At 40.7% G+C, this 13,617-nt stretch carries 6 protein-coding genes and 4 pseudogenes; 5 read left to right on the forward strand and 5 right to left on the reverse strand.

Features of this window, described 5'->3' with window-relative positions; translation table 11 throughout:
* Positions 1 to 150: 150 nt before the first annotated feature.
* Positions 151 to 1,095 (reverse strand): hypothetical protein, encoded by a 945-nt coding sequence (locus tag KA717_21090; protein UXE58548.1) that lies wholly within the window; start codon positions 1,093 to 1,095, stop codon positions 151 to 153.
* 128 nt (positions 1,096 to 1,223) lie between these two features.
* Positions 1,224 to 2,465: a bifunctional ornithine acetyltransferase/N-acetylglutamate synthase gene (gene argJ, locus KA717_21095; protein ID UXE58549.1), complete on the reverse strand. Its 1,242-nt coding sequence runs from the start codon at positions 2,463 to 2,465 to the stop codon at positions 1,224 to 1,226.
* 309 nt (positions 2,466 to 2,774) lie between these two features.
* On the opposite strand from argJ, the pseudogene KA717_21100 reads away from it, so the two are divergent.
* A pseudogene (locus KA717_21100) lies at positions 2,775 to 4,056 on the forward strand (ISKra4 family transposase).
* A 75-nt stretch (positions 4,057 to 4,131) separates the two neighbouring features.
* On the opposite strand, the gene KA717_21105 reads toward KA717_21100, so the two are convergent.
* Complete coding sequence (locus KA717_21105) at positions 4,132 to 7,482, reverse strand: N-6 DNA methylase (protein ID UXE58550.1); 3,351 nt, start codon at positions 7,480 to 7,482, stop codon at positions 4,132 to 4,134.
* A 215-nt stretch (positions 7,483 to 7,697) separates the two neighbouring features.
* Between KA717_21105 and KA717_21110 the strand changes: the two genes are divergently transcribed.
* Positions 7,698 to 8,972, forward strand: coding sequence for an ISKra4 family transposase (locus KA717_21110; GenBank protein ID UXE58551.1), 1,275 nt, complete (start codon positions 7,698 to 7,700; stop codon positions 8,970 to 8,972).
* A gap of 19 nt (positions 8,973 to 8,991) precedes the next feature.
* Here KA717_21110 and KA717_21115 read toward each other — a convergent pair whose 3' ends face one another.
* Entirely contained in the window at positions 8,992 to 9,204 is a 213-nt protein-coding gene (locus tag KA717_21115; protein ID UXE58552.1) for a hypothetical protein, read from the reverse strand.
* Between the two features lie 188 nt (positions 9,205 to 9,392).
* Here KA717_21115 and bchD point away from each other — a divergent pair, with 188 nt between their 5' ends.
* On the forward strand, positions 9,393 to 11,417 hold the full coding sequence (gene bchD, locus KA717_21120) for a magnesium chelatase ATPase subunit D (protein ID UXE58553.1): 2,025 nt from the start codon (positions 9,393 to 9,395) through the stop codon (positions 11,415 to 11,417).
* 223 nt (positions 11,418 to 11,640) lie between these two features.
* Positions 11,641 to 11,896 (forward strand): annotated as a pseudogene (locus KA717_21125) (IS4 family transposase).
* Between the two features lie 138 nt (positions 11,897 to 12,034).
* Here the strand turns inward: KA717_21125 and KA717_21130 are convergent.
* Positions 12,035 to 12,226, reverse strand: a pseudogene (locus tag KA717_21130) (ISKra4 family transposase).
* 100 nt (positions 12,227 to 12,326) lie between these two features.
* On the opposite strand from KA717_21130, the pseudogene KA717_21135 reads away from it, so the two are divergent.
* Positions 12,327 to 13,608: pseudogene (locus KA717_21135) on the forward strand (ISKra4 family transposase).
* Positions 13,609 to 13,617: the final 9 nt, after the last annotated feature.

The following is a 13,617-nucleotide window of genomic DNA, read 5'->3' on the forward strand; positions in this document are numbered from 1 at the left end:
AATCAAGGGATAGTATGCCAGATAGATCTGTGCTTGGGAATCTAAGCCCTACAAAAAAGGGGTGATGTTGTAAGCCTGTGGATCGAGTTTCTGAATCGTAGCCAGTTTGCCCATTAGAGAGCGATCTATCTACAGATTCAGAACACGGCCTCATTTCTGTTTGTCTTGCCTCATTTGTTGCTGAATCATTAAATTCTTAGCAATACTTCGGGGGAGTAAATGAAGATGATCTAGTATCAAATTCCAAATGTAGCCATATTGGGAAAATTTTCTGAGTAATAAAATTTCAGCAACAAGATAAAAACGGTTATGTCTTGGGTACTGGGGAGGATTATCTTCTATCCGGATCATTTCAGGTAAAGGCATCCAATGACCAATAACTTTATCCGGCTCAAAAAATCTAGCTTGAATTGCCAGTCCTAACAGGCGATCAAGACACCAAAAAGGAATATATTTAAAGGGGCCAGGTATATTCATTGTATCAATAATATCTTGAATTGTTACCTGAACCATTGCAGTTTTCCAAACCTTTTTATCAAAATTTTCTGGGTGTAATCCATTCTGATCTGTTCTCCCACGCAGTAGGATTAGTAAGTCAATTTTTTTATTGAGAGGTGCAATAGGTAGTTCTAATAAATCTTCTTCGTCCCGATAATCTTTCTTATCTAGACTTGATTTTCCATAAACCTTAAGGAGTTCTATTGCTGGCGGATTAATCCAGGGTTTTTCAAGTTGAGGTTTGTCACCGTATTTAAAGCATTGTATTCTTACACGCATGACCCAACTATCGGGAAATCGATTAAAATAATGTTGTGTAATTTCTACTATGTTCGGATTAATATATTCATCACAATTACAGCTTAAAGTATAGATTCCTGTTACATTTAAAAGTCCTGTGATTCTTTGGATAATTTCTCCTCGAAAAGGGGCATAAATTTGTCTAAATCGAGGGTCAGCGATTGCAACTTTTGGGCAGTTAGGAGGATAAACTAAAATAACTTCTATATCACCTTTAACCTTGAGAAGTTCCTGTAACCAATGGGCTTCAAAACCTTCACGAGTCGGTATAACCACTGATAAAATCGGTACACTCATAACCCTCTACCAGCTAAGTACAGAACAAAAGGCTTGAAAAGTATAAAAGAAAGGGGTTTCATAGAAAATGAAGGTAATTCAAGAAACCCTATAAACCAATTTGCAAGGGGATTAATTTTTACGATCTATTAGGTTGTATATTCGGCATTAATACGAACATAGTCGTAGCTAAGATCACAACCCCAAGCGGTTCCGATACCTGAGCCATTGCCCACACAAACGCCAATCAGGACAGTATCCTCCTTGAGGTAAGCTCCTTCGGTAGCCGCTTTGAGATATTGACTCGCAGCCGCCCGATCAAAGGGTAAGGGTTGCCCGTTTTCCATTAACAAAAAATTGCCTAATTTAATCTGTAGATCCTCTTGATTAAAGGTTACACCTGCTCGACCGGCAGCCCCGGCAATCCTTCCCCAGTTGGGATCACGACCAAAGATGGCAGATTTTACAAGGGATGATCCGGCAATGGTGCGGGCAATTTTACGGGCGGCTTCATTATCGGATGCACCACTGACCTGAACTTCGATTAAACAGGTGGCCCCTTCTCCATCACGGGCGATCGCCTTAGCTAAATATTCACAAACGGCGGTGAGCATGGCTTCAAGTTTTTGGGCATTGGCACTGGCTTCGGTAATGGCGGGAGTGCGGGATTGGCCATTCGCCAGGGCAATTAAGCTGTCATTGGTACTAGTGTCGCCGTCAACGGTAATTTGATTAAAGGTTTTATCCGCAGCCCGACTGAGCATTTGTTGCCAGAGTGAGGTGGACACCGCAGCATCACAAGTAATGAAGGCTAACATAGTAGCCATATTGGGGTGAATCATTCCCGATCCTTTGGAAATACCGCCAATTCTGACAGGACGGCCATCAATTTGGGTTTCCAGGGCGATCGCTTTGGGGACTAAATCGGTGGTAATAATGGACTTAGACGCTGCATCTCCTCCGGTTTCCGACAATTCCGACACTAATTGGGGAATGCCCTGCCGCAGAATATCCATTTTGATGCGTTGCCCGATCACGCCGGTTGAGGCTAAGAGTACGGATTCCGAGGATAAATTCAGAGCTTCTCCCACTAATTCGGCACATTCAACGGCATCATCCCATCCTTGTTTGCCTGTTCCTGCATTGGCCTGACCCGCATTGACCAGAACGGCCCTGGCACTGGCTTTGGACTGTAAGCGTTGACGACAGTAATCGACACAGGCTGCTCGTACTTGACTGGTGGTAAAGACTCCCGCCGCGATCGCCTCCGTGTCAGAATAAATCAGAGCTAAATCGGGGGCACCGGATGGTTTTAAACCAGCTGTAATCCCAGATGCCTTAAACCCTTTAGGAGCGGTAATGTTGCCGTCAATGACTTGCCAGTCTGTCATGGGAGATTGATCCTGATTCTTTGCGTAAAAAGTTGATTATATCAGTTGACTTTAATGTCTTTGGAGCGAGGAGAGGAAAGCGTTAACATTTCTTGACCTTTAAGCTAAGCGAGTAATCTAAGCAAGTTCCGCTTACTTTTCTCAATATCGACGATTCTTTCATTGTACCAATCTAATTTTGAAATGAACGGCGATCGCGGAGATTAATTTTTTCGGCAAGATTGCTAGTTGTTCTGGGTGTGACCTTTAGTTGATGAAGGAAAAGAAAAGTGTTAACATGAGATGAAAAGTGACAAAGAGGAAACAATGATGACAGCAAAACTAATTAATGTAGAGGGTTCAAAGATAAAAATAGAACTAACATTAGAACTAAGTCGTTCAATGTTGGATACAGAAATAAATATTCAAAAAGGCTTAAACGAAGTAGGTTGCATCGCCAGCAAAGAAGCCTTGAAATATTTAGATACAGATGGTTCACCCTTAAAAATCGGTGAAGAAATCTGGAAGAGTAAGGGAGAGCAACCGAAAGAATATCAAACACCTTATGGTGAGGTTATAGTGAATCGTCATGTATATCAGCGTTCACCTTTGAGGAAAAACGTATTGCCCCTTAGAAAGAGAAGCAAGGATAATCATAACATCAACGCCATTATTGGCAAAACAGGTATCCTCAAAAATGTCAGGGATGGCAGGCAAAGAGGCGAAAAATGATTTATTAGAAAATCATGGTAGAAAAGTAGCGCTATCCTATATCCAAAGATTGAGTGAAGCAGTAGGAAGTGTGGTACAGGCAAAAGAAGAAGCGTGGAGTTATGCCCCGCCCAAGGAGGATAGCCAAATTGCAACAGTGGGAATAGGATTAGATGGAACCTGTATGCTGATGTGTGAGGATGGCTACCGTGAAGCAATGGTGGGAAACGTTTCCCTATACGATAGTGAAGGCGAACGTCAACCTACAATCTATCTAGGTGCGGCACCAGAGTATGGAAAAAAGAGTTTTCTAGAAAGATTAGAAAGAGAAATTGAGCGAGCGAAAAACCGTTATCCAGAGGCAACATTGGTCGGGATAGCAGACGGGGCAGAATCAAATTGGAAGTTTTTAGAAAAGCAAACGGAAGAACAGATATTAGATTTCTATCATGCCTCTGGTTACTTAGGTGCCTTGGCAGAAGCGTTGCATCCGAATACCGTGTCAAAACAAAAAGAATGGTTGACTGAAAATTGTCGAGAACTCAAGCATGAAAAAGGAAAAGCAGGAGAACTGCTAAATCTGATGAAAGAAGTCAAAGAAGAAAAAAGTCATTCTAAGAATCTTACCGAGAAACTACAAGCGGCGATTACTTATTACGAGAATCATCAGCATCAAATGGATTATGCTGAATACATAGAGAAAAAGTATCCGATTGGTTCAGGTGTTACGGAAGCAGCTTGTAAGACGTTGGTCAAACAACGATTATGTTGTTCAGGGATGCGATGGAAGGAAAAAGGAGCAGGAATTATTTTGAGCCTACGAGCTTTGGTATTGACCAAGGAACGATGGAGTCAATTTTGGGCAAAACTTGATCAATATGGGTTCCCTGTAGAACCCTGATTACAACAGCTTTTATCAACTAAAGGTCGCACCCGTTGTTCTCAACAATTTTAATCTCTGAATCTTCGCTATTTTTTAAACTTTTTTCTTTTTCTGAGAATTATTTAAAGCCGTTTGCATCGTTTTTAATTCCAGCTTATTTAACTTCCACAATTTAGCCGCCAGTAAATCAACTTGAGCCTCTAAAACAACAATCTGATCAAGTTGATTTTTCTGTTTTAAATCATGACATTGTTCTGACAAAGTTGCTAATTCTAAATGAGATGAATCATTTTCTAAAAATTTGGGGATAGCAATATTATCTAATACATGAGTTGATGTCGAAGTTGAAATAGCATAGGAAAAAACAAGCAGTTTGCAAGGTGCAGAATTTAATAGTGCCGATAAATAATATGCTTCCCTGGCGGAGGAACAAGATACTAGCATTAATTTATGGTCTGGAATGGGAGGATGAGTCGTTTCTGAAATAACCACCGAAGCTTGAAAATCGGCAGACTGTTCACGCCAAACTACTTTATAAGGAGAAATTGTCTGAGCATTGACATTATAAAGAGAATAAAAGGGATCATTTGCTTGAAAATAACGACGGTAGCCCGAACGTTTTCTTAAAGCTTGTTCAAATTGCTTAAAATAAGCAAAAGTTTTGGGATAATAACGCTTCATCTCTGTTTCAGCAATCCCCATACGACTTGTTGTATCCTGGGGCATAACTAAATAAATAGAAGGTTCAGCTTGCCAACGGATAACATCTCTTCCTCGGAGTAGTGGATAGACTAACTTGGATTCAATAACAGTTTCTACTTGTTCAACTTTAATATCACCAATATTATAAAGATTTTCAATGCGTAAATCACCATTACGCAGTTTCTCAATAATGTTAATCCAATATACACCGTTAAGCCAGGTACAGCAACCTGCATAGGCTTGATAATTGCTTTTTCCAAGAATTTTTTGCAATCCTGACAAAGTTGCCTCAGGAGCCGTTAGCCAGGGAGAATTTATCTTTTTAGGTTGAACAGGAAGGGCTCCAAATTGTTGATAACTTGTTAGAGCATTGACCTGAGCTAAACTTATATCCTGATTAATACGAGAAGTTCCTTGCCAAATTTTGTAGGGAATAGGATAATTAAAAGATTGATTTGTTTTTTGGCAAATAAAGACAGCCGTGCGATTTGTGGCTCCATCAAATACTTGAATTTTACTCAAATCATCAACGATTAAGGGTTGAATAATAATTTTATTTTTATTATTTGTAAATTCAAATTGACGAAAACCATCGCCTGCCCCCTGACTCTTAAAAATTGATTGAGTAATGACAAAACCTAAATAGCCTGAGTCAGATAAATAGTTATCAATACAACTATAAACAAACAACATAGATAAATCTTTTTTGCCCCCACCCAGTCTTCCCTTTGCCCCAGATAGGGAAAAAAGACCGTAAGCTTGCCAAAGGGGTTTCATACTATCTCGATAATTGGCAGGTAAACTTTCCCAATTTACCCAGGGCGGATTACCAATAATAAAATCTACTTTGCCAATGAATAAAGGAGCAAAAGCATTCTTAATAATTCTAGCCCAAATACCATTTTGATTTTCCTGATCTAATCTCAATAATTCCCGATATAAGGCTTCGTGAATAGGTTGAACGGAATGGGTTAATTGCTGTTCTTGGGACGACGCTTCTTTATTTGATGATAAAGCCACTGGTAATCTCTCATCTTGACAGCGTTGAATAAATTCAGTTGGTGAATAATCATTTTTTACACAAAATTCTAAAATCTCAACATATTGACTAATTAATTCTAGACTACCTGTAATTTCTGTGGGAATATAAAAATTAGCTACAGAGGTTTTTAACTCTTGAGTTGAACCAATTTCCCCAACAGCTAAACCTGTTTCTGTTAATAAGCGGCCACTACCATAGTTAGAAGGGGTCATAATTGAATCGCATAGATAGACAGGAATTTCAACTCTATCCACATAACGAATTAAATCTCGGATAGCGACTAAATAGTTAGTTCTGGCTGCCATAACTGCTAAAGGATTGAGATCAAAACCAATCACATTACTCAATATTTTTTGACATAATTCTCCTTCTTCAAAAGGACAGTTTTCTCGATTTTCTTCATACCAGGCACGGATACGAGTGATTGCCATCACTAAAAAGGTTCCAGAACCACAGGATGGGTCTAATAAGCGGCGATCGGGGTTGCCATCATATTGCAAACGATTGAGAGTATGTTCTGCCAACCAATCGGGAGTATAGTATTCTCCGAGATCATGGCGCAGAGATTTGGGGAAAAGTTGTTGATAAAGTTTTTTTAATAAATCTCGACTGCTGGCAGGGTCTTCTGAAAGAGTGGCAGGGTTATATTCATCTAATTTATTGACCATCGCTCGAATTAATATCTCGATATCTTCATTCCAAGCAGGCAAGTACCAAGCAAATAAATCCCCTTCTAAGAAATTGATAATTCCCAAGTCTTTAAAAATACTACCAGTCTCAAGTTTTTCTAACTCTTGTTTAAGTTTTTGAGAGGTTGCGGCTCTTAGCATTTTTTTATGGGGTGAGGTCGCAAAGCTTTGGGACAAAACGACAATCTCGGCAGCAATAAGTTTAATTAATAAGGCGTAATAGCTATGGACAGCAAATAGTAATTCTGGTGCTTTTAAGGCTTTTTTATCTTCCGTAATTCCATAGAATTCTGCTAACTGAGTAATTTTTTCTGAGGGAATATTAACGTCATAACCGCAGACCTGACCAAAAAGAATTTTCCATTGTCGGAAGAAGGCTTGGGCTTTAAGATTATCTGTTATAAAAATGGCTTGATAGAGAGTTTTAATTCCCGCCTGGGCAACGCTTCCCTCGGCTCCAAAATCCTGAGCTAAATAGTCTGGAACAAAGGGTTTTCCTGAAATTCCTAAGTTAAAAAGAACTCTAAGAAACCTTGTGACTGAGTATTTATTCATGGCGATGGGTTCTTGTACATCCCATTGCTTTTGTCGGTAACGGACAAAAATAAAGTAATGACCATCAAAACCAACCCCAAATAGCGATTCAGGGGGATGACCTAAATCTTTTTGTAGAGGACTAAAACGGCTTTTTATTTGTTCGATGACTTTCTGGTTGCCAGTATCTTCTAAACGTGCAGATAGGCGATCGCCTTTGCTATTAGGATTTTTATATTCGATAAAAACACGGTCATAGGCTGAATCGATACGGCCTTTTGTTTTGGCGACCGTAAATTCATATTTAGCCTCTAACTCAATATCAACGTCCTTTGCTACCTGTTGAATTTGTAACTCTGTTGCAATTTTAATATCCTCCTCATTCTTCACTTTTTGAATTGCCTGTTTAAGATTATTGGCAAATTCTTCAGCTTTTTGAGTAATTAATTGATCGTTGAGCCAGATTGGAGTATTCATTAGCAATTTAAAAATATGTTGTTGGTATTGGTGATTAAATTAAAGATAAGGTTTTACCTGATGCTATTTCCCGGCAACCAATCTTCAAGAACTTGTTCGATTCTATAGAGACAAAACTCTGGAAAAATACTAATTTCCAAAGGGTATAACCTTTATTTGATGAAGGGAAAGAAAAGTGTTAACATGAGATGAAAAGTGACAAATAGGAAACAATGATGACAGCAAAACTAATTGAGGGTTCAAAGATAAAAATAGAACTAACATTAGAACTCAGTCGTTCAATGTTGGATACAGAAATAAATATTCAAAAAGGCTTAAACGAAGTAGGCTGTATCGCCAGCAAAGAAGCCTTGAAATATTTAGATACAGATGGTTCACCCTTAAAAATTGGTGAAGAAATCTGGAAAAGTAAGGGAGAGCAACCGAAAGAATATCAAACACCTTATGGTGAGGTTATAGTGAATCGTCATGTATACCAGCGTTCAGTAGGAGGAAAAACGTATTGCCCCTTAGAAAGGGAAGCAAGGATAATCATAACATCAACGCCATTATTGGCAAAACAGGTATCCTCAAAAATGTCAGGGATGGCAGGCAAAGAGGTGAAAAATGATTTATTAGAAAATCATGGTAGAAAAGTAGCGCTATCCTATATCCAAAGATTGAGTGAAGCAGTAGGAAGTGTGGTACAGGCAAAAGAAGAAGCGTGGAGTTATGCCCTGCCCAAGGAGGATAGCCAAATTGCAACAGTGGGAATAGGATTAGATGGAACCTGTATGCTGATGTGTGAGGATGGCTACCGTGAAGCAATGGTGGGAACCGTTTCCCTATACGATAGTGAAGGCGAACGTCAACCTACAATCTATCTAGGTGCGGCACCAGAGTATGGAAAAAAGAGTTTTCTAGAAAGATTGGAAAGAGAAATTGAGCGAGCGAAAAACCGTTATCCAGAGGCAACATTGGTCGGGATAGCAGACGGGGCAGAATCAAATTGGAAGTTTTTAGAAAAGCAAACGGAAGAACAGATATTAGATTTCTATCATGCCTCTGGTTACTTAGGTGCCTTGGCAGAAGCGTTGCATCCGAATACCGTGTCAAAACAAAAAGAATGGTTGACTGAAAATTGTCGAGAACTCAAGCATGAAAAAGGAAAAGCAGGAGAACTGCTAAATCTGATGAAAGAAGTCAAAGAAGAAAAAAGTCATTCTAAGAATCTTACCGAGAAACTACAAGCGGCGATTACTTATTACGAGAATCATCAGCATCAAATGGATTATGCTGAATACTTAGAGAAAAAGTATCCGATTGGTTCAGGTGTTACGGAAGCAGCTTGTAAGACGTTGGTCAAACAACGATTATGTTGTTCAGGGATGCGATGGAAGGAAAAAGGAGCAGGAATTATTTTGAGCCTACGAGCTTTGGTATTGACCAAGGAACGATGGAGTCAATTTTGGGCAAAACTTGATCAATATGGGTTCCCTGTAGAACCCTGATTACAACAGCTTTTATCAACTAAAGGTCGCACCCTGTTAAACCATTAACCCAACCTTCCAAAATATCTAGGCGTTTATCCAGTCCAGACACCCTCTCATCTAGGGTCGTAATTTGTCCCGACAGTTTCTCAATGCCGATTTTTATCCCTGTTATCTCTGAGTTAATTTCCTTAAACCCTGATGTCATCAGGTCTTTTATTTCCTTTAGTTCCGAATCAGTGACGGTAGGCATAGGACAGTATTCCAGAAGCAACAATACAAATTATACAACAAGAAAAAGTGCGATCGCATAACAATAATTGGTAAACCCTTTTGACAAAGCCGTTACAGTCACCACCACGATCAAATCATTACCTAATTTCTGGCAAACACTAAATGATAAGATGGATAACAGTCAAAACCATTTCTTGCTCTGCCCCTATGTCCACTCTGCTAACGCCTGCCATGACTATTAACTTTCCCCTGACGGCGATCGTTGGACAGGATGCGATTAAATTGGCTCTACTGTTAGGGGCGATCGATCCCAGTTTGGGCGGTATTGTTTTGGCAGGACGGCGTGGTACAGCGAAATCTGTGATGGCGAGGGCCATTCATACTTTGTTACCGCCCATTGAAATTATTAAAGATAATCGTTTTAACTGTGATCCGAGCGATCGCTGTGCCTGGGATGATGACACCATTGAACAGTACGGCTCTCAAGATTTTGACCAGATACCGACGGCGGTAATTCCTGCGCCCTTTGTGCAAATTCCCCTGGGTGTAACCGAAGACCGTTTATTGGGTTCCGTTGATGTGGAAGAATCCATTAAACAAGGACAAGCCATATTTCAACCAGGGCTATTAGCTCAAGCCCATCGAGGCGTTTTATACATTGATGAAATTAACTTATTAGACGAACAAATTGCTAACCAATTACTCAGTGTTCTGAGCGATGGGCGCAATCAAATTGAACGGGAAGGTATCAGTTTTCAACATCCTTGCAAACCCTTATTAATTGCTACCTATAACCCCGAAGAAGGGCCACTACGTCGTCATTTATTAGACCGAATTGCGATCGCCCTTTCTGCTGATGGCGTGTTGGGATTAGATCAACGAGTACATGCTGTAGAACAGGTATTAGATTATTCCCTTTCCCCCCAAAGTTTTATTCAACAATATGATGCCGATTTAGATGACTTAAAAACCAATATTATTTTGGCGAGGGAATGGTTAAAAGAAGTTACTATTACCCACGATCAAATTGCTTATATTGTCGAAGAAGCAATTCGGGGACGGCTCCAGGGACATCGGGGAGAACTCTATGCTATGCGGGTTGCCAAGGCGATCGCAGCTTTAGATGGACGTAACGTGATTACCGCCGATGATTTAAAACAGGCCGTAGAATTGACTATTGTACCACGTAGTATTTTAATGGATGAGATGCCACCGCCACCGGAACAACAGGCCCCTCCTCCCCCACCGCCACCGGAACAGCCCCAAGATGAGTCAGAACAAGAACAGGACGAAGAGGAAGACGAAAATCTCGACGAACCTGCTCAAGAACCACCAGGCATTCCCGAAGAATTTATCTTTGATGTAGAAGGAGTCAGTCTCGATCCCAGTGTCTTGTATTTTGCCCAGATGGCCCAACGGCAGGGAAAATCGGGCAGCCGTACTATTATTTTCTCGGAAGATCGGGGACGTTATCTCAAACCCATTATTCCCAAGGGCAAAGTACGACGTATTGCAGTAGATGCTACCCTGCGAGCCGCTTCTCCCTACCAAAAAAATCGTCGCCTACGTCATCCCGGTCGTAATTTGATTGTGGAACAGGGGGATATTCGAGCCAAACGGTTAGCCCGCAAAGCCGGAGCCTTAATTGTTTTTGTAGTGGATGCGTCGGGATCAATGGCTCTTAATCGGATGCAGGCGGCCAAGGGTGCAGTCATGCAATTATTAACAGAGGCTTATGAAAACCGCGATCAGGTGGCCTTAATTCCCTTCCGAGGCGAAAAGGCTGATGTTTTATTACCGCCTACTCGTTCCATTGCCATGGCCAAAAAGCGTTTGGAAACCTTACCCTGTGGGGGAGGCTCACCGCTCTCGCACGGTTTAACCCAGGCGGTTCATGTGGGTATGAATGCCAAAATGTCGGGAGATATTGGTCAGGTGGTGATTATTGCCATTACCGATGGTCGGGGAAATATTCCTTTATCGCGTTCTTTAGGAGAACCCCAAACCGAAGGAGAAAAGCCTGATATTAAGGCCGAATTATTAGATATTGCCGCTAAAATCCGTCATGTGGGAATGCAATTATTAGTCATTGATACGGAGAAAAAGTTTGTCTCCACTGGTTTTGGTAAAGAGTTGGCCCAAAAAGCGGGCGGTAAATATTATCAATTACCCAAGGCAACGGATCAAGGCATTGCTTCTATGGCCCGACAGGCGATCGCGGATATGAAGTAGGCATCAGCAATTCTAAATTTGCATTGTAGCAAGGGTTGCAGGTTTTAGTTCGCGCAATACGGGGTAAAATTCAACAGGATTAACAAGTTCATTTTACGAGTCTTCAGGCTTTTAGGCACAATAGTACGCCCATGATTGCCCCAAAACTAAGTACAGAACAAAAGGCTTGAAAAGTATGCGAGCAAGGGGTTTTATAGAAGATGAACGTAATCCAATAAACCCCATAAACCAGTATAACGCCTTGAAACAAGCCCTAAAACCCCATTTGGGATGGCATGGTGCCAGACTCTCCTTCCTCGCCTTGTACTGACTCGCTCTCCTCAAAGTGAAAACGGTTAACCTTAAAGAATTGGCCTTTGGGTTTTGAAGGTCGGGCATTGGTGGATTCTCATTACAAACGCTTACAACGCTTTTTCTCAGAATTTGAGCTGGATTACCACCAGATTGCTCGTATTGTGGTCAGTTGGCTGGATATCCCTTAACCTTGGGTATTAACCCACATTCCGCAGGGAACCTCGAAAAAAAATTTTTGTTATAAATTTGGGCGTTGGACAGTAGCAAGATTAGCAACACATATGGAAAAGGGTGCGACCTTTAGTTGATAAAAGCTGTTGTAATCAGGGTTCTACAGGGAACCCATATTGATCAAGTTTTGCCCAAAATTGACTCCATCGTTCCTTGGTCAATACCAAAGCTCGTAGGCTCAAAATAATTCCTGCTCCTTTTTCCTTCCATCGCATCCCTGAACAACATAATCGTTGTTTGACCAACGTCTTACAAGCTGCTTCCGTAACACCTGAACCAATCGGATACTTTTTCTCTAAGTATTCAGCATGGGTGTGACCTTTAGTTGATGAAGGAAAAGAAAAGTGTTAACATGAGATGAAAAGTGACAAAGAGGAAACAATGATGACAGCAAAACTAATTAATGTAGAGGGTTCAAAGATAAAAATAGAACTAACATTAGAACTCAGTCGTTCAATGTTGGATACAGAAATAAATATTCAAAAAGGCTTAAACGAAGTAGGTTGCATCGCCAGCAAAGAAGCCTTGAAATATTTAGATACAGATGGTTCACCCTTAAAAATCGGTGAAGAAATCTGGAAGAGTAAGGGAGAGCAACCGAAAGAATATCAAACACCTTATGGTGAGGTTATAGTGAATCGTCATGTATATCAGCGTTCACCTTTGAGGAAAAACGTATTGCCCCTTAGAAAGAGAAGCAAGGATAATCATAACATCAACGCCATTATTGGCAAAACAGGTATCCTCAAAAATGTCAGGGATGGCAGGCAAAGAGGTGAAAAATGATTTATTAGAAAATCATGGTAGAAAAGTAGCGCTATCCTATATCCAAAGATTGAGTGAAGCAGTAGGAAGTGTGGTACAGGCAAAAGAAGAAGCGTGGAGTTATGCCCCGCCCAAGGAGGATAGCCAAATTGCAACAGTGGGAATAGGATTAGATGGAACCTGTATGCTGATGTGTGAGGATGGCTACCGTGAAGCAATGGTGGGAACCGTTTCCCTATACGATAGTGAAGGCGAACGTCAACCTACAATCTATCTAGGTGCGGCACCAGAGTATGGAAAAAAGAGTTTTCTAGAAAGATTAGAAAGAGAAATTGAGCGAGCGAAAAACCGTTATCCAGAGGCAACATTGGTCGGGATAGCAGACGGGGCAGAATCAAATTGGAAGTTTTTAGAAAAGCAAACGGAAGAACAGATATTAGATTTCTATCATGCCTCTGGTTACTTAGGTGCCTTGGCAGAAGCGTTGCATCCGAATACCGTGTCAAAACAAAAAGAATGGTTGACTGAAAATTGTCGAGAACTCAAGCATGAAAAAGGAAAAGCAGGAGAACTGCTAAATCTGATGAAAGAAGTCAAAGAAGAAAAAAGTCATTCTAAGAATCTTACCGAGAAACTACAAGCGGCGATTACTTATTACGAGAATCATCAGCATCAAATGGATTATGCTGAATACTTAGAGAAAAAGTATCCGATTGGTTCAGGTGTTACGGAAGCAGCTTGTAAGACGTTGGTCAAACAACGATTATGTTGTTCAGGGATGCGATGGAAGGAAAAAGGAGCAGGAATTATTTTGAGCCTACGAGCTTTGGTATTGACCAAGGAACGATGGAGTCAATTTTGGGCAAAACTTGATCAATATGGGTTCCCTGTAGAACCCTGATTACAACAG

Origin of the sequence: Woronichinia naegeliana WA131 (assembly GCA_025370055.1) — a bacterium.
In the GTDB taxonomy this organism is placed as follows: domain Bacteria; phylum Cyanobacteriota; class Cyanobacteriia; order Cyanobacteriales; family Microcystaceae; genus Woronichinia; species Woronichinia naegeliana.